The sequence below is a fragment of the Pseudomonas sp. SCA2728.1_7 genome, assembly GCF_018138145.1.
GTDB classification, from domain to species: Bacteria; Pseudomonadota; Gammaproteobacteria; order Pseudomonadales; family Pseudomonadaceae; genus Aquipseudomonas; species Aquipseudomonas koreensis_A.
The window spans coordinates 2,117,582-2,140,802 of record NZ_CP073104.1; the positions used below are offsets into that span (position 1 = coordinate 2,117,582).

The 23,221-nt window shown below is 56.3% G+C and carries 27 protein-coding genes and 1 pseudogene; 27 read left to right on the forward strand and 1 reads right to left on the reverse strand.

The window, feature by feature from the left end; all coding sequences use genetic code 11:
• Positions 1–6: 6 nt before the first annotated feature.
• The 5 genes from KBP52_RS09290 to KBP52_RS09305 are packed head-to-tail and all read left to right on the forward strand — an operon-like array spanning position 7 to position 4,050.
• On the forward strand, positions 7–768 hold the full coding sequence (locus KBP52_RS09290) for an SDR family NAD(P)-dependent oxidoreductase (protein WP_012723242.1): 762 nt from the start codon (positions 7–9) through the stop codon (positions 766–768).
• Between the two features lie 48 nt (positions 769–816).
• A complete protein-coding gene (locus KBP52_RS09295) occupies positions 817–1,566 on the forward strand; it encodes an SDR family NAD(P)-dependent oxidoreductase (RefSeq protein WP_012723241.1) in 750 nt (249 codons plus the stop codon).
• Positions 1,567–1,574: 8 nt separating this feature from the next.
• A complete protein-coding gene (locus tag KBP52_RS30500) occupies positions 1,575–1,874 on the forward strand; it encodes a hypothetical protein (RefSeq protein ID WP_012723240.1) in 300 nt (99 codons plus the stop codon).
• Entirely contained in the window at positions 1,871–2,860 is a 990-nt protein-coding gene (locus KBP52_RS09300) for a GTP-binding protein (protein WP_012723239.1), read from the forward strand. Before KBP52_RS30500 ends, KBP52_RS09300 begins: the two co-directional genes overlap by 4 nt.
• On the forward strand, positions 2,857–4,050 hold the full coding sequence (locus tag KBP52_RS09305) for an extracellular solute-binding protein (protein ID WP_012723238.1): 1,194 nt from the start codon (positions 2,857–2,859) through the stop codon (positions 4,048–4,050). The genes KBP52_RS09300 and KBP52_RS09305 overlap by 4 nt, the downstream gene beginning before the upstream one ends.
• Here the strand turns inward: KBP52_RS09305 and KBP52_RS09310 are convergent.
• On the reverse strand, positions 4,038–4,958 hold the full coding sequence (locus KBP52_RS09310) for a LysR family transcriptional regulator (RefSeq protein WP_012723237.1): 921 nt from the start codon (positions 4,956–4,958) through the stop codon (positions 4,038–4,040). The genes KBP52_RS09305 and KBP52_RS09310 overlap by 13 nt on opposite strands.
• Positions 4,959–5,074: 116 nt before the next feature.
• Here KBP52_RS09310 and KBP52_RS09315 point away from each other — a divergent pair, with 116 nt between their 5' ends.
• The 22 genes and pseudogenes from KBP52_RS09315 to KBP52_RS09420 all read left to right on the forward strand — a co-directional run bounded on the left by KBP52_RS09315 (position 5,075) and on the right by KBP52_RS09420 (position 23,221).
• A complete protein-coding gene (locus tag KBP52_RS09315) occupies positions 5,075–6,172 on the forward strand; it encodes an NADH:flavin oxidoreductase (protein WP_012723236.1) in 1,098 nt (365 codons plus the stop codon).
• A gap of 127 nt (positions 6,173–6,299) precedes the next feature.
• On the forward strand, positions 6,300–6,953 hold the full coding sequence (locus KBP52_RS09320) for a DsbA family protein (protein ID WP_012723235.1): 654 nt from the start codon (positions 6,300–6,302) through the stop codon (positions 6,951–6,953).
• Positions 6,954–7,218: 265 nt separating this feature from the next.
• Positions 7,219–7,974 (forward strand): hypothetical protein, encoded by a 756-nt coding sequence (locus KBP52_RS09325; protein WP_012723234.1) that lies wholly within the window; start codon positions 7,219–7,221, stop codon positions 7,972–7,974.
• A 109-nt stretch (positions 7,975–8,083) separates the two neighbouring features.
• Positions 8,084–8,314, forward strand: coding sequence for an AlpA family transcriptional regulator (locus KBP52_RS09330; protein ID WP_012723233.1), 231 nt, complete (start codon positions 8,084–8,086; stop codon positions 8,312–8,314).
• Positions 8,315–8,318: 4 nt separating this feature from the next.
• Positions 8,319–9,161 (forward strand): ParA family protein, encoded by an 843-nt coding sequence (locus KBP52_RS09335; protein WP_012723232.1) that lies wholly within the window; start codon positions 8,319–8,321, stop codon positions 9,159–9,161.
• An 85-nt stretch (positions 9,162–9,246) separates the two neighbouring features.
• Positions 9,247–9,456 carry a hypothetical protein gene (locus KBP52_RS09340; RefSeq protein WP_043205085.1) on the forward strand — a complete coding sequence of 70 codons (210 nt, stop codon included), beginning with the start codon at positions 9,247–9,249 and terminating at the stop codon, positions 9,454–9,456.
• A 14-nt stretch (positions 9,457–9,470) separates the two neighbouring features.
• The gene (locus KBP52_RS09345; protein WP_012723230.1) at positions 9,471–11,057 is read left to right on the forward strand and encodes a ParB family protein; all 1,587 of its coding nucleotides are present in this window, start codon (positions 9,471–9,473) and stop codon (positions 11,055–11,057) included.
• The gene (locus KBP52_RS09350; RefSeq protein ID WP_012723229.1) at positions 11,054–11,602 is read left to right on the forward strand and encodes a DUF2857 domain-containing protein; all 549 of its coding nucleotides are present in this window, start codon (positions 11,054–11,056) and stop codon (positions 11,600–11,602) included. Before KBP52_RS09345 ends, KBP52_RS09350 begins: the two co-directional genes overlap by 4 nt.
• Positions 11,599–12,789 carry an STY4528 family pathogenicity island replication protein gene (locus KBP52_RS09355; protein ID WP_012723228.1) on the forward strand — a complete coding sequence of 397 codons (1,191 nt, stop codon included), beginning with the start codon at positions 11,599–11,601 and terminating at the stop codon, positions 12,787–12,789. The genes KBP52_RS09350 and KBP52_RS09355 overlap by 4 nt, the downstream gene beginning before the upstream one ends.
• 207 nt (positions 12,790–12,996) lie before the next feature.
• Positions 12,997–13,752 carry a PFL_4669 family integrating conjugative element protein gene (locus KBP52_RS09360; protein ID WP_012723227.1) on the forward strand — a complete coding sequence of 252 codons (756 nt, stop codon included), beginning with the start codon at positions 12,997–12,999 and terminating at the stop codon, positions 13,750–13,752.
• Complete coding sequence (locus KBP52_RS09365; protein WP_012723226.1) at positions 13,749–14,267, forward strand: DUF3158 family protein; 519 nt, start codon at positions 13,749–13,751, stop codon at positions 14,265–14,267. The genes KBP52_RS09360 and KBP52_RS09365 overlap by 4 nt, the downstream gene beginning before the upstream one ends.
• Complete coding sequence (locus tag KBP52_RS09370) at positions 14,264–14,734, forward strand: single-stranded DNA-binding protein (RefSeq protein WP_012723225.1); 471 nt, start codon at positions 14,264–14,266, stop codon at positions 14,732–14,734. Before KBP52_RS09365 ends, KBP52_RS09370 begins: the two co-directional genes overlap by 4 nt.
• 221 nt (positions 14,735–14,955) lie before the next feature.
• On the forward strand, positions 14,956–16,923 hold the full coding sequence (locus KBP52_RS09375) for a DNA topoisomerase III (protein ID WP_212622646.1): 1,968 nt from the start codon (positions 14,956–14,958) through the stop codon (positions 16,921–16,923).
• Positions 16,924–17,834: 911 nt separating this feature from the next.
• Complete coding sequence (locus KBP52_RS09380) at positions 17,835–18,419, forward strand: STY4534 family ICE replication protein (RefSeq protein WP_012723223.1); 585 nt, start codon at positions 17,835–17,837, stop codon at positions 18,417–18,419.
• A 71-nt stretch (positions 18,420–18,490) separates the two neighbouring features.
• Entirely contained in the window at positions 18,491–18,748 is a 258-nt protein-coding gene (locus tag KBP52_RS09385; protein WP_043205083.1) for a hypothetical protein, read from the forward strand.
• Positions 18,749–18,848: 100 nt separating this feature from the next.
• Positions 18,849–19,343 carry a DNA repair protein RadC gene (gene radC, locus KBP52_RS09390; RefSeq protein ID WP_012723221.1) on the forward strand — a complete coding sequence of 165 codons (495 nt, stop codon included), beginning with the start codon at positions 18,849–18,851 and terminating at the stop codon, positions 19,341–19,343.
• Positions 19,344–19,395: 52 nt separating this feature from the next.
• Positions 19,396–20,142: pseudogene (locus KBP52_RS09395) on the forward strand (ABC transporter substrate-binding protein).
• A 106-nt stretch (positions 20,143–20,248) separates the two neighbouring features.
• Positions 20,249–20,791, forward strand: coding sequence for a PilL N-terminal domain-containing protein (locus KBP52_RS09400; protein WP_212622647.1), 543 nt, complete (start codon positions 20,249–20,251; stop codon positions 20,789–20,791).
• Positions 20,788–21,459: a hypothetical protein gene (locus KBP52_RS09405; RefSeq protein WP_012723220.1), complete on the forward strand. Its 672-nt coding sequence runs from the start codon at positions 20,788–20,790 to the stop codon at positions 21,457–21,459. The genes KBP52_RS09400 and KBP52_RS09405 overlap by 4 nt, the downstream gene beginning before the upstream one ends.
• Positions 21,460–21,468: 9 nt before the next feature.
• Complete coding sequence (locus tag KBP52_RS09410; protein ID WP_012723219.1) at positions 21,469–22,188, forward strand: TIGR03759 family integrating conjugative element protein; 720 nt, start codon at positions 21,469–21,471, stop codon at positions 22,186–22,188.
• A complete protein-coding gene (locus tag KBP52_RS09415) occupies positions 22,170–22,718 on the forward strand; it encodes a hypothetical protein (RefSeq protein ID WP_012723218.1) in 549 nt (182 codons plus the stop codon). Before KBP52_RS09410 ends, KBP52_RS09415 begins: the two co-directional genes overlap by 19 nt.
• Complete coding sequence (locus KBP52_RS09420) at positions 22,715–23,221, forward strand: integrating conjugative element protein (protein ID WP_012723217.1); 507 nt, start codon at positions 22,715–22,717, stop codon at positions 23,219–23,221. Before KBP52_RS09415 ends, KBP52_RS09420 begins: the two co-directional genes overlap by 4 nt.

The following is a 23,221-nucleotide window of genomic DNA, read 5'->3' on the forward strand; positions in this document are numbered from 1 at the left end:
GGAATCATGTCTAAACCTGTAGCTTTGATCACGGGAGCCGCCAGCGGCATTGGCGAAGCCGTTGCCCTTGCGTATGCGAAGAAGGGCGTACGTGTGGTAGGTGGATACTTAGCAAGTGCTCCTCATGATCCACTTCATACTCAGCGACTCGTCGAAGAGGCAGGCAGTGAGTGCTTGATGATCCCTATGGATGTCACTGACAGCGCCTCACTGGACGCCATCGCCGCCGCCGCTGTGGAGCGCTTCGGGCGACTCGACTATGCCGTGGCAAACGCGGGTCTCCTGCGTAAAGCGTCACTACTAGAGATGTCGGATGAACAATGGAATGAGATGCTCGATGTCGACCTCACAGGCGTGATGCGTACCTTCCGTAGCGCGAGCCGCTATATCGGTGAAGGCGGTGCATTGGTCGCAATCTCGTCAATTGCCGGTGGTGTATATGGGTGGCAAGACCACTCGCATTACGCAGCTGCGAAGGCGGGTGTACCTGGGCTTTGTCGCTCGCTGGCAGTAGAACTTGCCGCCAAGGGGATTCGTTGCAACGCGGTCATTCCTGGTTTGATTGAAACCCCTCAGTCGCTTGATGCGAAAAACTCTCTGGGAGCAGATGGGCTGGCGAAAGCAGGTAAAAGCATTCCACTGGGCCGGGTAGGCCGTGCAAGCGAAGTTGCGGATTTAGTGTGCTATTTGACAGGCCCTGACTCCAGCTACATCACCGGGCAAAGCATCATCATCGACGGTGGTCTGACTGTGCGTTGGCCTGAATAAAATTAAATGTGCCGCATGTCCTGGGGTGCGGCATTGAGGACAACAAAAATGAAGCCATTGCAAAACCGCCGAGCTGTTATCACAGGTGCTGGAAGTGGTATCGGCGCCGCCATTGCTTATGCGTATGCAGACGCCGGCGCGAAGCTCGTGTTATGTGACCGCGATGCAGAGCGCCTGTCTCTTGTGTCGAACAAGTGCCGCGATCAAGGCGCTTTGGTGATCGAATGCATCGCCGATGTGGGCAGCAGAGAGGGAGCTCAAGCAGGTGTCGATGCTTGCGTAAACGCGCTTGGTGGCATCGATATCCTAGTAAACAATGCAGGCATGCTGACGCAGGCTCCTTGCGTGGACATCACCCAGGAAATGTGGGACGACATGCTCCGCGTTGATCTGACCAGTGTTTTTGTTGCCAGCCAGCGCGCGTTGCCACACATGGTGGATCAGAAGTGGGGGCGCATCATCAACGTCTCGTCACAGCTGGGTATCAAGGGAGGCGCTCAGCTCACTCACTATGCCGCCGCTAAAGCCGGCGTCATCGGGTTCACAAAGTCCCTTGCGCTGGAGGTAAGCAAAGATAATGTTCTGGTCAACTCAGTCGCCCCTGGGCCCATTGAAACGCCACTTGTAGAAGGTATCAGCCAAGAGTGGAAAGCAGCGAAAGCCAAAGAGCTTCCCCTCGGTAGATTTGGCAGAGCTGAAGAGGTAGCGCCCATCGTGGTATTACTAGCCTCAGAGCCCGGTGGTAACCTGTTTGTAGGTCAGACCCTTAATCCCAATTCAGGCGACGTAATGCCTTGAGGTGAAACATGTGTGGACTTTGTGGCCTGATAGGAGAGGATGCTCACTGGAGCGATCCATTAGAGAAAAGCATCCCCGGCCGACGTGAACGTTTGCGTAGAATAGCTTCGATCAATCGGGTGATTGCTCCGCTCAGGCTCAAGGTCAGCGATTTTCAAGGCTCCTCTTATCTCATCCAAGGGGCTACAGGGAAACAGGGATTAGCTTCAGGACTTGATCAGCTTTGGCAGGTGGCTGAAGAGCTCGTGAGCCATAAGCTCGATCCTCTGGACCCTAGGATTCTAGATCATCTTGAGGAAATGCTATGAGCTTGCAGATCAATGTCTTGACCGGTTTTCTGGGGAGTGGCAAGACCACCCTCCTACAACGGGTTCTGGCAAATGAAGACATGGGGCAGACGGCCCTACTGATCAACGAATTCGGTGAAGTAGGTATCGATAATCTGCTTGTACAGGAAATTGCCCCCAACACCATATTGCTGCCAAGTGGATGTGTCTGCTGCTCGGTGCGCGGGGACTTGAAACAGGCTCTCATTGATCTGCATGGAAAGCGTAATCGTGGCGAAATTCCGGCGTTCCGTCGAGTGCTCCTGGAAACCACCGGCTTGGCGGATCCGGCCCCGATCCTGTCTACCTTGCAGCGTGATCCACAGCTTCGGGGTCGTTACCATCTTGGCCTGCTCGTAACAGTCGTTGACGCTCAGCATGCTTCGCTACAAGAGCGCCTTCATCCTGAATGGATCGGGCAGGTCACCGCAGCCGATCGCCTTCTAGTGAGTAAGGCGGATCTTGTTACTCCTGAGTCACTTGACAAAGTATTTGCCCATTTGAAAACGCTCAACCCAACAGCGTCAGTGGCGCTCACCAGCTCTGTGCTGGAGGGTGATGAGCAGCTTTTGGGGGAAGGACTAAGGAGCATGGTGCCGGATGAAGAAGTCGCTGGGTGGCAGCTCTTTGCCCCCACGAAACAACCTCAACACGGTAATGCGCAAGTGTGCGCGCTTGAGTACGAAAAACCGCTCGACTGGTTGGCCTTCGGGATTTGGCTATCGATGCTGCTAAGATGCCATGGCGAGCGCATTCTCCGAGTCAAAGGGATTTTGAATGTGATCGATACAGAGCAACCAATAGTCATTCATGGCGTCCAGCACTGCCTTCACCCACCGGTACACCTCACCAGTTGGCCAAATGGACAGCGACGTTCACGATTGGTGATCATTGTGCGTGACCTTGATATTCGGATATTACGCAGATCTTTTGACACGTTCTTGCACAGTCTGGGGCGTGCAGCATGAGTGGCCCGGTAACATTGCGCGTGCTCGGGACTTCGGTAACGCTGCTTGAGTCAATTCGATTGCGAGCCGAGCAGGAACTAGGCATTCGGATCGAATACCAGGTTCACGACGTGCAGACAGTGCAGCGCATTGCCCTAATGAATCCTGAAAGCTATGACCTTTATGATCAGTGGTTTCATAGCATGGATTTCGTGTGGCCTGCTGGCGCGATTCAGCCCATCGATGTACGCCGTATTGCGCTTTGGGATGAAATAAATGATCTGCCCAAGCGAGGCAGACTCCATCCTGACCATCCACTGTCTGGAGGTAGCCTGCCTTGTGACCGACTCTACGTTCAGCACGATGGTAGCTTGGCCAACCGTCCAACTCATCTGATCAGTATGTTGCCCTTAACGCATAACGCAGACAGTTTTGCTTACCGGCCAGACCTGCTGCCACCTGGTTTTTCGGCGGAAAATGAAAGCTGGTCATGGCTTGTAGATCCTCATTGGTGTGGTCATGTTGCGTTGCAAAGTGACGCTGCCATCGGCGCGCTCGATGCAGCCCTAGCAGTTCAAGCCAAGGGGCTCGCTTGTTTCGATGTCATTGGAAATTTGAGGTTGGATGAGATCGATGATCTGGCCAATGTCCTCGTTAAACTCCAGCGACAAGGGCACTTTGCTGCGTTTTGGTCTGATGATCGTGAGGCAGGCAAACTCATGCTGGGCCCTGATGTATACATTGAGAGCGTCTGGTCGCCGGCACTCATGCAGCTTCATCGTGAAGGGATTCAGTATCGGCAAGCAGTCCCCAAAGAAGGGTATAGGGGCTGGTTCGGAGGACTATCCCTGTCACGAGCTGTGGACGGAGCCGTCAAAGACGCAGCCTACGCTTATCTCAACTGGTGGCTGGCAGGCTGGCCCGGAGCGATGATGGCGCGCCAGGGTTTTTACATTTCCAACCCACTCCGTGCCCGTGATCATCTATCAGTTGCGGAATGGAATTATTGGTACGAGGGTCAACCCGCCTCGGAACGACTTCTAGGCAGTGATGGGGAGCCACTCATCGAACCCGGCGAAATTAGGGAAGGAGGTTCATATGCTGAGCGAGTAAGTCACATCAGCGTCTGGAACTCTGTGATGGATGAGCACAATTACCTTGTGCGCAAATGGGCCGCTTTTCTGAAAGCAGGCCGGTCTCAAGGTGCATGACCTGGATCTAATTCAACTGCGCAGCCACCCTCTGGTGCAATTAAAATCTGGCCTAGCTTATCGAGGAACGCTTTAACTCGGTATGGCACCTGTTGTCGCGTTGGGAGCAAGGCAGTAATGGTGAGGTGTTCAGGCAATGCGTCAGTTAGCTTGATCTCCTGCAGGCTTCCGTCGGCTAGGTCTGACCGAACATCCCAGTAAGAGAGCATCACCACACCTAAGCCCAACTTTCCAGCCGCCCTTACTGCTTCCACGCTGTTGGCGCTAAACGGTGCGTCGGCCTTGACTGAAAATCGCTCACCACCTTTTATGAGTGGCCAGTACGGCATTGAATGCAGGCCGATGCAATCATGCATCCTGAGTTTTTCCAGGGTATTTGGTACTCCTCTACGCCGCAGATAGGAAGGGCTTGCACAGATGACGCGAGGGTTAGGAGCTAGGTGGCGAGCGATCAAAGCGGAGTCTCGGAGTGTGGCAATTCGGATGGCCACGTCGATACCCAATCCGACGATATCTATGATGCTGTCCGACAGGATCAGATCTACTTTTAGAGACGGGTTTTCTTCAAGGAGGGCCGGAATCATAGGCAAGATAACCGTCTGGCCGAACACAGTTGGAGCCGTTACTTTTAGGACGCCACTGGCGGCCCCAGCAAATGTGAGTATCGCAGCCCTCGCGGCTTCATCTGCTTCGAGCATAGCCTTCGCATAGGGCAGGTATAACTCCCCCTCGGGAGTCAGTGACACAGACCTGGTTGTTCTGTGGACGAGCCTTACTCCCAATTGTTCTTCCAGCGACGCGAGCCGTCTAGAGATCGTCATCGGCAGGACGCTAAGTCTACGTGCCGCTCCCGACAAGCTGTCACTGGCCGCGATGGCGACAAATGCTTCCACTTCGGCGACTTGCATCTTCATATCCTATAACGATAAGCCGCCTTATCGGACGGCACGGCTTCTGCTAGCCCCGCAAGGAGGATACCTTCGTCAGCAACCCAGCTTTCTATCCTAACTGACGGGAACATGAGATGACTATCAGCAGCGACCAGATTTTAACTCCTTTCGATATTGGCCAGGTGAGCCTGAAGAACCGATTTGCGGTAGCACCTATGACTCGCATCAGTGCGAGCGAAAAAGGCCTAGCCTCCCAGCGCCAAGTTGACTACTACGAGCGCTTTGCTAAAGGTGGTTTCGGTCTCACTGTGACCGAGGGTATCTACACCGATCAAAAGTTCTCGCAAGGTTACTTGTTCCAGCCGGGGATTACTGATCTAGAGCAGGCTGAGGCATGGCGAGCCGTGACGAGCGCTGTTCACAAGCATGACGGCAAGATTTTCGCGCAGTTGATGCACGCCGGCGCTCTCAGTCAGGGCAACCGATTTTCGCAAATCACCGCTGGTCCATCAGCTGTACGCCCCAGGGGTGAGCAAATGGGCTTCTACTACGGCACCGGCCAATACCCCACACCCTCGGCAATGACCGAGGAAGATATCGCTGATGCAATCGATGGCTTTGCAAAATCAGCCCTACGCGCTGTCGAAATTTCTGGCTTTGATGGTATTGAGATCCACGGTGCCAACGGTTACTTACTTGACCAGTTCCTTACCGATGTCTCCAATCAAAGGACTGACAAATGGGGCGGTGAGGTGAAGAACCGTATTCGTCTCATCCTGGAGGTTTATAGCGCAGTACGGAAAGCGGCTGGTAACGCTACCGTCGGTGTTCGTATTTCTCAGGGTAAGGTGAACGACTTCTTCCACAAGTGGGCCGAAGGCGAAGCCGGGGCGGAAATGGTATTCGGGTCTCTGGCAGATGCCGGCGTGGACTTCATCCACGTTACTGAGTTTGAAGCATGGAAACCTGCTTTTGCGCAAGGTAGCGATAGCTTTGTAAAGCTGGCTCGTCGCTATGCCCCTAACCAAGTGATCATCACCAACGGCAGTTTGCATCAAGTAGATCACATACAAGATGTAATTAACGACGGGGCAAATATCATCGCATTGGGCAAAGGCGCCCTAGCGAACCCAGACTTCCCAAATCGCTTTGCGAATGGTGATTCCTTGGTTGAGTTTGATCCCTCGATCCTTGGTCCGGTTGCTGACATCAAAGACAGTGAGTTTGGCTAAGTTATTACCCAACTAGGCAGACCAGCGGCACGTATACGTCGTGCGTGCCGTTGTCTTCACTCCCAATAAATATGCCTCGATTATCCATATTCTAGCGTCTTGACGGCGAATTTCATACAGGTGATATATGAAGCTAATTGATGACACTCTGCGCAAAAATGAAACCCTCAAAATAAAAGTCTGGATCGACTTTGTATGTCCTTATTGCCTGCTCGGAAAAAAGGTCTTGGAAGAGGCAGCAAGCGGACTGGATGTCAATATAGAGATGATGCCCTTTGAACTCCGCGCTTATCCAGCACCCACCTTACGACCAGAAGATGAATATCTCCCATCTGTCTGGAAACATGGTGTGTATCCTGCGGCAGAGAAGTTGGATATCGCTATCAAGCTTCCAAGCGTGTCACCCCAACCTTATACCCGTGACGCATTTTTAGTTCTTCAATATGCTAAAGACCAAGGCGTTGGGAATGAATATGCTGACGCAATGCTGCGAGCGTTTTTTCAGCAAGACCGTGATATAGGTGACCTTACAGTAATCAAAGATGTCGCGGCTTCAGTCGGACTGCCAATCGAGCCTTTGGAAGAAATCCCGAAATCCCCTCTCCACTCACTACGTCACGATAACGAGCTAAAATACGCTTCTAGAATTGATATTCGTGCTGTCCCTAGCATAGCTATCGGCAATAAAATTTATTCCGGAATGCTTGACTCTCAAGAGCTTAGAGAAGTTATCCTCGCAAATATGCCGGCCGGGAAGGTTTGTACAAGCCTCGCTGAGTGACGCCTCATCTACCCATAAAATTTATTATCGTCACGACAACTGCTCTCGCACGTCGAGGAAGACTCTAGCTGACGAATTAAAAAAAGAATCCTCAGCATAGAGGGAGGTTCATTCAAAATCAGAGCAATGACTTCGAGTAATAGTCAAAAATGGAATGACCTCATTGAGCTAAAAACATGAGCAAAGAGCCACTATCATTAGTTAGGCTCGTATAAAGGTATTTAGCGAGAGGCCTACCCAATAGGAATGGAGGTCCGTCGTTATTATGTCTTTTCCATGTTTTAATCCACACGCCAAAACCTTCTATCGTCCAATCGACGCAGCGCTGCGTTGGTGTAACCTCATTCGTTACGAGGCACAAATAGTCGAAGCTGCATGGTCTCGTCCCGAGGAGCTTGCCTACCTATTTCCACAATGGCCATTCTTGCATGCTGCTATAGAAAAAATCTACGACGCGATACGTAACGGAGAACTACCTTACGGCTGCCTTGGTATTTCGGTTCCCATTGGAAGTTACGTGGAGCCATGTCAGCTAACGATACGCCACTCCGATTTACGCCACTGGATGGAGATTTATTATTCAGATCAGAAGCCTGGCTTTTTGTTTGAATCAGGCGGAGAAGCTTATGAAAAAGTCAGCCTAGGGAACTTCCTTGCTCTACAAGCGGATCGGGATACTCTCTTACGGGAATTGAACACGTTACAGTATCACCTCAAAGATATTATGGCAGATCTCCAGGCCATCGGACTTGAACGAGATAAACTCAAAGCAATGGTCAAAACGCATGGACAACTCAGCGAACGTAGCGAACTCACCTATCAGAACATCATCGGTGCTTTGCTCAGCCTTTTTCTGGACCAATCGCCTGCTGGCAAACCTCTATCCGTGTTCAAGAGCCAGTCTGCGATCGTCGATGCTGTTATCGCACGCTATTGCGATATTCCGGGTCTGAGCAAACGAACACTGGATGAAAAATTCGCTGCTGCAAATCGCAGCATCAAGAAAAGCAAACAAGGTTAAGAATTGCAATGCAATCCCAACGATTGCAATGCAATGACTCCATGGCTTTTCTGCTGTTCAATTCAAGTCACTTCCCACCACGCGCCAAGCGGCGCCAGGAGTGACCAGCATGTCCAGCTCATCCGTCTCGCGCGCTGACAGCCCTCAACCACCGGCCGAACGTCACATCATGCGTCGTGAAGAGGTAGAGCGGAAAACCGGCTTCAAGCGTGCGCACATCTACAACCTGATGAAGGAAGGGAAATTCCCGCAAGCCAAACGCATTGGACTGCGCGCGGTCGGCTGGGACTCGCTGGAAATCGAGCAGTGGGTTGTTGAGCGCTTAGGCCAGCAGGACTGATGTCATGCGTGTGGTCTCGGTGGTTTCCACCAAAGGTGGGGTAGGCAAAACCACAGTAGCGGCCAATCTCGGCGGTCTGTTGGCGGATGCGGGCCTACGCGTCCTGCTGCTCGATCTGGATAGCCAACCCACCCTCTCCAGCTATTACGCGTTGAGCCAGAAAGCTGTTGCTGGTGCGTACGAGCTTATTGCGCTCAACCAGACAGATCCTGCGCAGATAATTTCCACGACGGAGGTCGTCGGTCTCGACCTGATCCTTTCCAACGATGACCAAGGCAGACTGAGCACTTTGCTACTGCACGCCCCTGATGGGCGATTACGGCTGCGCAATTTGCTCGACGATTTCCGCCCCCGTTATGACCTGCTGTTGATCGACACCCAAGGGGCACGTAGCGTGCTGCTGGAGATGGCCATCCTCGCCTGCGATATCGCCCTCTCCCCCATTACACCGGAAATGCTCGCCGCCCGCGAACTGCGCCGCGGCACTTTGAAGCTGCTGAGTGAACTCGAACCATTCCGCCACCTGAGCATTCCACCGCCCCCCTTGCGTCTGCTACTGAACCAAGTGAACGCAATTCGGGTGGACGCACGGATGATCATCCGTGGCCTGCGCGAGGCTTTCGCCGAGTCCACCAACATTTCGGTTCTAGATACCGTAGTTCCAGACCGAGTGGCTTATCTCAATGCTGCCTCACTTGGACTCCCCGTCCACCGAATCGAAACGCGCCGATCCCGTCAACAACGCTCGCCCTCAGCGCTGGAAACCATGCAGGCGTTGGCCATTGAATTGTTTCCGGAATGGCGCGAAGCGATCTCTAGGGTGAGCAGGTGCTCGGAGGCTCAATGAGACAAATCGCCGAGCCGGCATTTCTCACCCAGTCATTGGGTTTGTTCGACCTTGAGGCCAACCGTGTTTGGCAAGGAGTCTTCTGATGTTGGATCAACTGCCCATCATCGTTCCACCGTCCATTCGACCCCACCACTCACCTTGCGAGGAGTACTGCACCGTGGTCTTTCGCCTGCAGGGCGGGCGCTCGGCCATGGGGTGGTTCCTCGCAGAACTGTCTCAACATTTCGAAGGTTCGGGCACTGCCGAGATCGTCAAGTTCGAGGTCGGTGACCATTTGCGCAACCGGCGTTAACTGAGGTTGTTCCAATGAAGAAGCTCAGTCAGGAGCAGATCACCGACAAGCTGCACCAGGACCATTTCCCTCGGGGGCCGGAACTAGAGCGGCTGTCCGATCCACTCACTGATACGCCTATGTTGGTCACGCTGGAGCAGTTGCGACCCTACGAACACAACCCGCGCTTCATCCGTAATCCGCTTTATGAGGATATCAAGGCCTCGATCCGTGAACGCGGGCTGGACCAACCGCCGCCGATTACCCGCCGTCCGGGTGAAACCTATTTCATCATCCGCAACGGCGGTAATACGCGCTTGGCGATTCTCGGCGAACTGTGGCAGGAAACCCGCGACGAGCGCTTCTTTCGCATTCATTGCCTGTTCCGACCTTGGAGCAATGAAGTCACCGCCCTACTCGGCCATCTGGCCGAAAGCGATCTGCACGGCCAACTCACTTTCATCGAACGGGCTCTGGCGGTAGCCAAACTCAAAACCATGCTCGAAGCAGAGGGAGCTGTGCTCTCACAACGTGAGCTCGTTCGACGTCTTGTCGCTGGAGGCTATCCGATTTCGCAGTCGCACATCAGCCGGATGCTCGACACCCTTGAACACCTACTGCCCGCCATTCCACAAACCCTGTATGCCGGATTGGGTAAGCCCCAGATCGAACGCCTAATCGGCCTACGCAGCCAGGCAGAACGAACCTGGAACCGCTATCCAACCGCTCCCATCGCGTTCGCCGATTTTTGGCTCAATACACTGGGTTACTTCGATGCCGAACCCGAGTCCTTCGATCTTGAGCAGCTCCAGGATGAACTGCTCGAACGCATGAGCCACTTGCTCGGACAGTCCTACCGTATGTTGGCCTTGGAATTGAGCGACACTCAGCGAGTCATCTCGACGCCGGGCATCGTCGTGACCACACCCTCAGAGAACAGCCATCTGCCGAACGTTAACGAAGCCGCGGCAGAACCTCTCTCCTCCGATCCTCATCCCAAATCGACTGAGACCAAGTTCCAGACCGAAACTGCGCGAGAGGAGCTGCTCACACCGCCCCAAACGAATGCCGTATCAGCAGTCAGCCCTCCGTCTCGCGTTCAACAGATTCGTGAACAGATCGACCGCGAGACCGCCCCTGACGCAGCATCTTCGGTCGACATCTATGCGTTCGACGACATCTGGTCCATTGCACCATCACTGGATAGCCCCGAACAACTGCGATCCGCCATTGCCACACTGGCGCGGGAAATGGCTGCCTATGCTGGACATCCCAAGAGCATCATCGCTCAGCCGCTTGGCTTGGGCTTCGCTCTAGACATCGAACGGGTTGATCTTGCCACGCCTCGCGCGGCCGGCGTTCACCTGCTGCTCCTGGCCCTGTTGCGCGCCCAAGACGAAGTCAACTGGGAAGATCGTAAGCAACTGCCGTCAGCGCTGTTCGGCCAATTGTTGCTAGGGATCTATCAACTCCCGCTAACAAATCTTCCCGCCGTGGACGTGGGACTGGAGCGATTGCCCGACAGTCTGCTGATCAAACTGTATCGCCTGATCCGCCTGGCCCGCCGCCTGATCGACTTAACGCTTAACCAGGAAGGCAACTCACCGAAGGAGCTGCTATGAATCTGTCCTTCAATGTGCTCAACCAAGCCATGCTGACCCAAGTGCTACACGAGTTGCGCCAGGGAAACCTGCAGCGCTGCAAAGCACTCGGACTGGGTGAGGACGACATCTACCTGTTGCAATCCTTACCACCCACTACGCTGTCACGCCTGGCCCATGCCACTGTACCCTGGGTTGAGGTCAAGATTGACTCGCCGGTGCTGCACCGGTTGATCGAGCGAGCCGAACGTGACGAGCAGAACGAACGGTTGATCAACCGAGCGCTCAAGCTCGGTGCCAGCAGCACCATCATGTACCAGTGCTTTGGCTTGGCACATTCTGAAACCGCCCTGCGTCGACGTCTGCTCAAGATAGAAACCCGTAAGGGCCGCCCTCAGCATTTGAGTGAAGCGCAGGAACACGCGCTCTGGCAGCGTTGGTGCCAGCTACGCGCCCAAGACGGTACCGAGGATCAGCTCGACGCCATGATGATGCTGGCCGAAGAGCAACAGATCAGCTTGACCATCGTGTGGCAGCAGATTGACCAGTACAGCAACGACACATGAACACTGCCCCGTCCAGTCGCTGGCAGCGTGTCCTGCAGCAATGCACCCAGCAGCTGAGTGAACGCTGGCCCGCACGCCCCACCACTGAACATCCCTCCAACCCGGCCCTGCAAGGTGGCTTTCTGTTCAGTGGCCAATCTCACGAAGTCGTGCCACGTCGGCTGCTGTTGGATAGTCGGTTGACGCCGTTGGAGCGTAATGCCTGGCAGGTGTTTCGACTCATGCTGCACGGTCAAGGCTTGGTCACACCGCGCTATGAGGATTTGCAGCCTTACCTGTCAAGCGTGCCCTACGGTGCGTCAGCCTCCCGTGAAACCATTGCTCGGGTGTTGACGATGCTCAGGTTGACGCGCTGGCTCAGCTTGGTGAGTCGCGGCCGCGATCAACTCAGCGGACGTCATCAAGGTTCGCTGTACGTTCTGCACGATGAGCCGTTAACCCCCGCCGAAGCCATGGAACTCGATCAGGATTACTTGGCGCTAGTCGGACATGCGCTCGGCCATGCTACCAAGGCTGTGCGCATTGTCGCGCAGCACATTGTGGAAGAAATCCGCCAAGACACGAATATCGATCGGGATCGGTTACCAACGCGGCTCGACAGTTGGGGCGAACTTTGGGCGCAGCAAGGATTGGATCCGGCAACAGATGCCACTCTGCACGATTCCGAACGGGGGGAAGCTACCCTCGTTCGGAATCGTGCAGCCCCTCGTTCGGATTCCGAACCGAGTCTGAACGCCAGTGTTTCCGGCACCGTTCGGAATCCGAACGCCACTTGTACCGTATTAAAAGAAAGTATTTGTACAGTACCGCGCGCGAACCCAGCGGTGGATAACCTGCACTGGCCCGTTGCGCTGCATCTGAGCCCAAGCGAGCGTCAGGCCGTCGCCGTGGCGCTGAACAAGCTCAAACCCGCGGATCGGCAGGCGGTGCTCAACGAAGCGGGGGCACGCTGTGCGGCTGGTGGAATCCGCAAGCCAGTGGCGTATCTGATGGGTCTGATCCAGCGTGCGCTGAAAGGTGACTTTCGTCCTTGGGCAGGTCAGGCCGAACCGTCACCCATTGCAAAACCGTCTGCACCAACCCCCTCGCACCCCATTCGAAAACAGGGTGAACCCGCATCCGCCCTCGCCCAAGCGTGCCTGAATGATCTACGCCAACTGCGTGGCAAAAGCGGTGGACGTCAGTAGATTTGATGCCAGTGGCATCAAATCCATGGAGTTCCACTCTACGAACACATCGGACCAAACTATGAAACTTTTAGGGAAAAGCAGGGGCACCCGTCTACGTAGTTTGCCCTCTTAAACCAAACCGAACAGGCCGCATTCAGCTTTTTGGCTGCCCTTACCCCTCATCTGTCGCAACGTTCCCGTCCAAGCCGATGCGAGGACACCACCGTGGCCGATCACTATCAACTCAATCTGGGTTCATTGCGCAGCAGCATCACCCTGACCCTGCACACCCACCATGCCGCCCGTATCTGGCAAGGTCGAACCGCACGCGAAGGCGTCCACTCGATCATGGGCATGGCCGGCTACATCAGTGTCACCAACCTGATCAAACAAACCGCGGCCCAGGACGATCCCTATGCCGACTGGGCCATCGTGCAACTCGAAGAAAAACTGACGCAAGCCAAGACCGGAATGCTGGAACTGACCCAACAACTGGATCGGATCAGACAGGACCTGCCGACCCAGATCGACATGGGCGACAACCTCAACATCCACCCCGTCACCTTGCCGTTGTACATCGGCAGCCAGCTGGGTTTTCTTGCGGTCTACTTGCTGACCGACTACGACACCCTGGTACGTCGGACCCTATTGGCCCATCACACCGCCCTGATCGGCCGTATCGACATGGAAGCCTGGATCGACGACGGTGCCCATCTGCTGCGCAGCCTGTTCGGCCAGGCGCAGCGCTATCGGCATGCCGGCGTCACGCGTGATGACATGGCGGCGAACAACGCCCGTGCCATTGCGGCCATTGAGAAAATGGGTGTTCCCCCGATGGACATTCTTGAGGGTCATCGCCGCTCCCAGTTTGCACCGCCAATCATTCGTCGTGGTGCTGTGGCAGAGGATGACGCTGACGCGTTGGCAGAGGAAGCGGGAGAGCCATCTGCGACAGTGGATGAGCCGGAGGACGAAGCATGAATCCCCTGACCTCAGCTCAACCAATGCCCTTCGAAGCGTTGAAACAGGATGCCTATCGGCAGCTCGAACACGCAGCCTCCCTAAAAGGCCTTTTAAAACCTTTTAAGGGTAAGGGGGAGTTGGTGCAACTGGCGCAGATGGCGAGGGAAATCGAGGCGCAGTTATGTGACTTGATGGAGGCTGTTGTACAGCAAGCCGGACAGCCCCCTTACTCACTGCTGGATATCCGATTGGTGCTGCAGAACACCAGCGCTGGCAGCACCTTTTTGCGTTGGCGCACCCGTGACTTTGCCCGTATGGGAGTCTCGGTCTGGGAACGCCAGGTCTGCAACAAAGCCTTGCCGCAGGTCGTGCGCGAGGGATTGCGCCGTTTCGAATGCAATCGCATCGCACTGAACCTACAGATGAGTGTGGTGCATTCGCTCTACCGCCAGGCCACGACCTGCGCGATCAAAATGGACAGTGCCGAACGGCTGCTGCGCCAGTTCACAACCGCAGTGGAGGTATCACGATGAGTACTTTTTTCGTCGGCGAAGGCAACATCGGCAGTGCGCCAGAGTTCCAGGAATTCGCCTCAGGCAATGACGAGCCACGGCGTTTGCTACGGCTGAATGTGTACTTCGACAACCCCGTGCCACGCGAGGGCGGCTATGAAGATCGAGGCGGCTATTGGGCGCCGGTTGAGCTCTGGCACCGCGAGGCTGAACACTGGAGCACGCTGTACCAGAAAGGCATGCGTGTGCTGGTCGAAGGCCGCACCGTACGCGATGAGTGGGAGGACAGCGAAGACAATGCGCGGGTCACCTTCAAGATCGAGGCCCGTCGAGTCGGCATCCTGCCTCACCGGGTGCACAGCGTGGTCATGCGGGAACGATCCAGTGAACCCGCGGCATCTGCGACACACGTCGAGAAAAGTACAGAACAGGCCAGTTCACCTGCGTCGAAACCCAGAAAGCGCAGAGGGCAGCCACCTACGGACTGACAGACTTTCAGGCATAAAAATTGCGCCTTTGCGCGAAGTTGCTGGCGTGTTACTTCGCGCTGCTCGTGAAGATCCACACTGCCGTCGCAACGGGTTAGCAGCCTCGGCCCATTCAAGCCTGCCCTCACCGACTAATATGAGGGACCTGCCATTCAGGTTTCTCATATCTCGCCACTGCTGTTTCCAACAACGCTGCTCCGAACTCAATCAGGAGCAGTTCTATGCGCCTCTTCCTCTGCGAAAAACCTTCCCAGGGTCGGGACATCGCCACGGTACTCGGGGCCACTCGGCGTGGTGATGGTTGCCTGATCGGCACAGAGACAACCGTCACCTGGTGTATCGGCCACCTACTGGAGACAGCACCGCCTGAAGCCTATGGCATTCAGTACAAGAACTGGTCGTTGGATCATCTACCGATCATTCCCGCGCAGTGGAAGGTCGAGGTCAAACACAAAACTGCGGCACAGTTCAAAGTCATCAAGCGCCTGCTCAGTGAAGCCTCTGCTGTCGTCATCGCGACCGACGCCGATCGCGAAGGTGAGATGATTGCCCGCGAGTTACTGGAACTTTGCAACTATCGAGGTCCCGTTGAGCGCCTCTGGTTGTCCGCACTCAACGAGGTGTCGATTCTCAAAGCGCTGTCCTCGCTGAAGTCTGGTCAGGAGACCTTCCCGCTCTACCACTCAGCCCTCGCCCGCAGCCGGGCCGACTGGCTGATCGGCATGAACCTCAGTCGTTTGTTTACCCTGCTCGGTCGACGAGCGGGCTACGACGGTGTGCTGTCAGTGGGACGCGTCCAGACACCCACCTTACGTCTGGTGGTCGATCGGGATCGTGCGATTGCCAGCTTCGTCTCGGTGCCCTACTGGGACGTGGAGGTGCACCTGTCCTTCATGGGGCAATCATTCATCGCGTCGTGGTTACCACCCAGTTCAGGACGAGATGAGGCCTGTCGTTGCCTGCAGCAGGCGCTTGCCCGTCATGCTGGCCAAACAATCACTGACGGTAAGACCGCCACAGTACTCTCGTTGCAGACTGAGCATTTCCGAGAACCGCCGCCTCTGCCCTTCGACCTGAGCACACTGCAAGAAGTCTGCTCGCGCAAATTGGGGCTAGGGGTCCAGGAAACCCTGAACATCGCCCAAGCCCTGTATGAAACCCACAAAGCCACCACCTACCCGCGCAGCGATTGCCGCTATTTGCCAGCGAGTATGTTCGACGAGGTACCCACGGTATTCGATGCCCTGCTCAAAACGGATTCCGCACTACAGCCCGCATTTGAAAAACTTGATCGGTCATTACGTTCCCGCGCCTGGAACGATGCCAAGGCCACCGCGCACCACGGCATCATCCCCACCACCGAGCCGGCAAACCTGGCGCGGATGTCCGAGCAAGAACGCCAAGTCTACGAACAGATTCGTAACCACTACCTCGCGCAATTTCTGCCGCACCATGAATTTGATCGAACCCAGGTCGAACTGGAGTGTGGCAAAGAACGATTGACCGCGGTTGGCAAACAGATCCTGGTCCAAAGCTGGAAAGGCTTGCTCTACGACAACACCGAGGACGATGAGCCCAGTCAAAAATTCCAAGTCTTACCCGTCTTGCAACAGGGTACGCAGTGCGCAGTAAACGACGTCGAACTCAAGTCTATGCGCACCACAGCTCCCAAACCGCTGACCGAGGGCGATCTGATCAAGGCGATGAAAAACGTGGCCAAGCTGGTCAACGACCCGCGTCTGAAACAGAAGCTTCGGGACACCACCGGCATCGGCACCGAAGCCACGCGTGCCGGCATCATCAAGGGCTTGATCGATCGCGGTTATTTGCTGAAGAAAAAACGCGCCTTAATGGCCTCCGCCGCGGCCCATACCCTGATTGAGGCGGTACCCGCGGCCATCGCAGATCCGGGCATGACCGCGATTTGGGAGCAGGCTCTGGACGAAATCGAAGCGGGACGTCTGAGCCTGGATGCATTCGTCGCCAAGCAGGCGAGTTGGATTGCGCAATTGGTCGAACACTGCCGAGCGCTCACCTTGGCGTTACCGGTCGAAACCGGACCGGCTTGCCCCATTTGCAACGCCTCTATGCTCAGACGTACGGGAAAATCAGGGGCGTTCTGGTCGTGCCCCCACTACCCCGACTGCAAGGGCACTGTGCCGATCAGCAAAGATATACGGCGCCCATGACTCACCATTGAAGATCAACTTGAATATTGGGGCGACCTTTAAGGCAACGCACTCTGCCTTGACGTCATCCCACCCTCTCTGCTGTAGTGCCTCAGGATCATCGCCAACGGCGACCCAAGACCGATTCGCTCCGGGTAGCTCGGTCGAACTCTTAGAGTTCGGAGCCTTCTCTTCTGCGGAATTACATTCCCGTTTTGTGCTCGACCTGATCGTGGTGGCGGATGACCACTGTTGCCTCTGCCAGGCAATAGCGGTCATCCGCCTCGGCGATAGTATTCAGCCCCGGAGCCCACCGGGGAAACACTGGGCACCCTTTGTGCGCGGATGCGTGCCAGCATGTTCCGACCCAGGCCACGACAAGGGTCGGTTGGCGAATCATGATGCAGTTAAACCAAGCTTTGCGAGGAGCTTGTCGACTGCACAAGACCGTCAAAGGTGGCTTTTCTCTTCCTCGCCTGGCGACCCGTCAGGCTCACTCTTCATTTTCTTCATTCCAGTGACTGCCACTGAGTTCCGGCGATAAAAAACTGGGTTGCAGCGTCTTGACGCTCCCCTGTAACGGGCTTATACAAAGGGCGTGGTTCGCTGTCGTTGACAGCCCAGCCCAGGTAGCCAGAACCTTCAAGGCTACGCCACGTTCGTGGTGGTTTACCCAAGTGTGATCAGCGTTCGGAAGCTCGCACGGTTACCGCTTCAGCGGTGATGAATGCCCACTACCCCAGGATTGCGGACCACTACCGCAGACGTTCCTCTGCTGCATCGCTATTCCCCCAGACGCAAAGTTCTGCTCGTCATCGGCTTGCCGGTGCCAAGTCCTTCATCGCTCGCCTTCACCTTACCCACCCTGACGGGGGCTCACTTCCCCGTCAGGGCCTGTGCGTCGCCGTTCCCCTTGAAACAGGAGAACCACCATGGCCCACGCCAACCAATCCCAAGAAGCGACCACTTACTTCAACCTGCACACCGTCGGTATCGGTTACCTCAACCGTGTTCGAGAAGTCCAAGTCCGCCGCGGCCAGCCATTCATGGCCTGCGATATCGCAGCCCTGCACGGCGCCACCGATGCGGTCGAGTACACCCGCTTCGACTGCAAAGTCGCGGGGGGTGAAGCTGAACGCTTGATTCGTCTTTATATGGACGCCGTCAAGGCCGAGAAAAAAGTCTTGCTGTCGTTCCGTATTGGCGACCTGTGGATCGATCCGTTTCTCTACGAGAAAGGCGATAAACAAGGTCAACCAGGCGCCAGCCTGAAAGGTCGCTTGCTGTTCATTGACTGGATCAAGGTCAACGGCACGTTCGAGTACAAAGCGCCCGCCAGGCAGGAAGCAACAGCACCTGCTGAGCAAGCACCCACCAGTGAACCATCCCCACCATCGGCTGACGCCGAAGCTGAGGAGATCGACAACCCAACAGAGACTCAGGTCGAGCCTGACTCTCCTCCCACTCCCCGCACGGCGGCCCGCCGTGATGCCACCCGTACCGTTCAGTCCGCCTGAACAGTCCACGATGTTCCTCATCAAGGCGCTCCCCCGAGCGCCTTTTCTTCAATCCGCACAGGAGAACCGACATGGAATCCTTCTGGCTTTGCGACGACTGCCTGTTCGCTGTGGCGTACGAGGACTACAGCACGTTATCGCTCTACTACACGACGGATGAAATCGAGAAACGCATCGCCGGTATCCATCGTGGACTGGTTCGCTTAATACCCATCAGTGCCGACTTCGATCCCGAAACCGGCTGGGGAACAAAAGCCTTTTCCCCATTGCCCTGCGACGGTTGTGGCTCACCCCTACACGGTCAACGTCACCGATTCACCCGGCTGTAAACAGCGCGTCATCGGCTAATGCCCGCGACTCTATTTCCATCTAGGGGACGCCACTCCCCTCGGGCGTGTACCCCTGATTGTTCCCTTCGGAGGTACCACCATGAACACCCAATTCACACTAATTGAAACCTCGGATTTCGAGACTGATCGAATCAGCCAAGAAAACCAGGTGATCGACAAGGCACTGCATATTCTAGATCGTCGGCTGTTCGCCCGCGGCCCTAACCTGACGTCACCTGGTGCCGTGGCCTCATACCTAAAACTGCATCTTGTGCAACAAGAGCATGAAGTCTTCGGTGTGATTTTTCTCGATGCCCAGCACCGCGTGCTGGCGTTCGAAGTCCTCTTTCACGGCAGCATTGATGGTGCCAGCGTTTACCCCCGCCAAGTCGTTAAGCGCTCCCTCGCACATAACGCAGCGGCCGCCATCTTTGTGCACAACCACCCCTCTGGTTGTACGGAACCCAGCCAGGCGGATCGCGTCTTGACCGCACGGCTGAAGGAGGCCTTGGCCTTGATCGAAGTGCGCGTAATGGATCACTTCATCGTGGGTGAAGGTCGTCCTCTCTCCCTTGCCGAATATGGCTGGCTTTAACCCTCACAGGCGCCTTCGGGCGCCTTGTTCATTTTCATCCAGGAGAACTCTCATGCCCCCCACACCCCAAGCCCCAACCCTGCTGGCAGCTTCAAACCCATTTGCTCGCGGCTACGACAACCTTCATATCGAACGGCTGCTGCAGATCACCTACGAAGACGACTGCCCTCCCTGCTTTCGACCCGTACACGACTAACAAGCCCATCTGCCCGACGATGAGCTGCAGCTGTTCCCCTGTCTGTTCAATGACGATTTCGCCTTGATCAGCGAAGGCCAATCCATTCCGGTTGAGTTGGATGAACGCTGTCAGTCCTCCGGGCTGGTGCGCCAAGTGATCTACGCCGTGATGGGAGAAGTGCTCAACGAGCGGCATCACGTCGGCGACCTGTACTCCCTGGAAGAAGCCCAAGCCGTGTTCCATCGCTTGAGCTTCGAAACGGGGCACTACAGTCGAGCCTGGGAGATCAGTACCGCACACCTTCCCGAAGAAGCGATGCTTTATCTGGAAGAATGGGTCAGTCACTTCGTTCCGAGGCAAACTGGCCTCTTGTTCGAACTGTTCGCGTTGCCGGATTGCTGCGGTATCGGATGCAAACTGATCGGCACGCCATGGACGGACGACAACCTGCTGAACATTGAGAGCCAACCTTATTCAACCCTGAGACAAGAGCAGCTCGACGCCGGCACGCCGGAAACTTTGGTCAACGTACTGTATCTGGCGGCATTGGCGGATGTGCGATTGTTGATCTTCGACCCCGACGCTGCCGTCTTGGATGGGCTCGCCGTTTTTGATGAGTAACAATGCGTTCAGTTTTAACACGACCCGCCTTGAATCGACTTTCTCACTGAATCGCTCCTTCACCTCATGTCAGGTTCTGCACTGAATCTGACATGAGGTTTTTTCCATGGAGCGTTTTTTCACGCCTGTCTGCCTGCTGGGTTTGCTGAGCGCCTGCACCGCGCAAATCCCCAATACATTGCCGACCCATCCAGAAATCGACGGTGGCTCCAATCGGGCCCAGCACTCGAGGGGCACAGCCGAAGAAAGCCATCCGGCAGAACTTCGTTATGGCCGCTACTCACTGGTCAGCACCGAGCCCACCGCGGAACAACGCGATCTTCTGGCCCAAATCATTGACGTGAACATCCCGTCCAGCCTGAGCCCTTTAGTGCAGGATGCATTGCAGTACGTATTGCAGCGCTCGGGCTATTCGCTCTGTCCAGTTTCCGCGTCGGTGAAGGTGCTGTTTACCCGGCCTCTGCCCGCAGCTCATTACCGGCTTGGCCCAATCCCGTTGCGCAACGCGCTACAAGTGCTGGCTGGCCCCGCCTGGCAACTCACGACCGATGAAGTCAGCCGTTCCGTCTGCTTCGAACAGCAGAAAACGGATGCCGGTGTCGCGCTGATCAGCCCGGCCTCGCCCCGTCAGCCGGAGGCACGCCCATGAAAGCCTCGACGTTTCAAACCCTCATCATTGGGCTGCTTTGCCTCGCGGTCGCCGGTCTGAGCGGTGGTTTGTATAACCAATATCAACACCTGGCCGAGCTACAGAGCACGAACACCCAATCCCAACAAACCCTGGACACCCTGCAACGTGATTCAAACGCCCTCAAGGATACACAGGAAAAACTGCAGTACGCGCTGAAAGACCTGAAGCAGATGGTCGATACCGGTGAGCAACAGGCCAATACCCTCGATCCCATGCTGGATCAATGGGCGCAAGAAATACAGGAACTGCGCGACGGTCTGACAGCCCGCGCCACCGCAGCGGACATGACCGCGCTACGCGCACGCCTTGAGCAAGTCGAGCAACAGCTCCTGGAGCTCAAGACCCAGCCATCAACTCCACCATCGACGTCTTCCACGGCCAAGCCGAAACAGACCGCTCACCCCAAACCCATCTCGCTCTCGCCGCCGTTTTCAGTGTTGAGTGTCGAGTCCCGCGGGGGTGAGCGTTTTCTGGCGGTCGCACCTCATGACAGCCGCTCGCTCAGGGATGTTCGGCTGCTGCATAGCGGCGAGCAGCAAGGGGCTTGGCGCCTGAAAATACTGGAGCCGAACTCAGCCATCTTCGCAGTGGTCGCTCAGCCAGACCAGACCGTGCACCTCCCTTGAGAAGCGATCATGAACAGAGCGCTACTCCCCGCCGTCGTCTGTCTCGTTTCGCTACTGGCCACGGGCGCTGCGATGGGCAACCCCGTCACGACACAGTCACGGACCCAGGACACGCAGTCTGCTCCGCTGGGGCGCTCTGACTCTGAACAGGCGGCGAGCTGGGGTCTGACGGAGCAGGAGTGGACGCGCTTCGAACAGATCCAAGCCGGCCCACGCGGTTTCTGGAGCCCGAACCTCGATCCGTTGACCGCACTCGGAGTCGAGGCCGAGACCGACCAAGAACGCCAGCGCTATGCCGAATTACAGGTAGCGCTGGAAGCCAAACGCGCCGAGCGCGAGTTAGCCTATCAAAACGCTTACACCACGGCCTGGGCCAAGCTGTTTCCCGGGCTGCTGCCGATCCAGGGCATGGCATCCCCGCCCCCTGCCAGCTCATCGGCCGCGCCGCGCCAGGCCCTGTTTGTCGAGGACCACTGCCCAGCATGCACCGCCGAAGCGCAACGCCTGCAAAGCAGTGATACGGCGTTCGATATCTACCTGGTCGGCAGCCAAGGCGAGGATGAACGCGTCCGTAGCTGGGCTCGGCAAGCCGACATCGATCCGGCCAAGGTTCAACGCCGGCAGATCACCCTAAACCATGACCGTGGTCGCTGGCTCAGCCTGGGTGCCTTGGGGTCATTGCCTGCCACATTTCAACAGGTGAATGGACAATGGCAACGCCTCGATTGAGTGGTATTGCGCTCCTGCTGACGATGCTTGCCGTCCAGGCGGATGAACTCCCGCCGCCTGCCTACCAATTGGCGGCGCATGACGCCGACATCCCTTCTACGGTGCTGTTTGCGATTGCCCTGCAGGAGAGTGGCATTCGCGTCCGAGGTCGGCTGCTGCCCTGGCCGTGGACGCTGAATATTGCCGGTACCCCTTACCGCTTCGCCACTCGCCAAGCCGCCTGTCACGCCTTGCTTCAGGCGCTAGCCCGACAAAACGCCAAGCGGGTCGATGCCGGACTCGGGCAAACCAACCTGGGTTATCACGGGCAACGTTTTTCCAGCCCTTGTGAAGCCCTCGACCCCTACCGAAATCTCGCGGTGACCGCCGCGCTGTTGCAGGAGCATCACGCCGCCACCGGTGATTGGGTATTGGCTGCCGGGCGCTATCACCGCCCAGCGGGAGGTATACCTGCCGCGCGTTACCGCGCCGAATTTACCCGGCAATTCGAACGGTTGCTGGTTTCCTTCAAACAGGGCACACCACCATGAAGCGAATCCCAATCGCCTGTTATTTCACCTTGCTCTTGGCACCCTTCGCCCAACCGGAATTGACCATAGCCGGGGATCAGCCTAGCGACTACACCCGACCAGCTGCCAGGCCGTCAATAAGCAACGGGGCCCAGCCTGATCGGGCTATGCATGCGGACCTGTCCGCGTTTGCCGATGAAGCCTGGATACTGCCGATCCGCAGCTCTCACTTGAGCCCCGGCCATATCACGTCTCGCACGCTGGACATGCCGGGTTTGCGGCCATTTTTCCTGGTCGGTGACGATCCCCAATCACTGGCTTGGTTGCATCAACGTGCGACGGAACTGCAGGAAATGGGCGCGGCTGGCCTCGCCGTCGAAGTGGCCGACACTGAAGCCCTGGCCCGAATTCGCGCAGCCGCTCCGGGCATCACCATCCTGCCGGTCAACGGCAACGACATTGCCATTCGCCTGCAGATTGAGCACTACCCCGTCTTGATCACTGCCACCTCACTGGAACAGTGA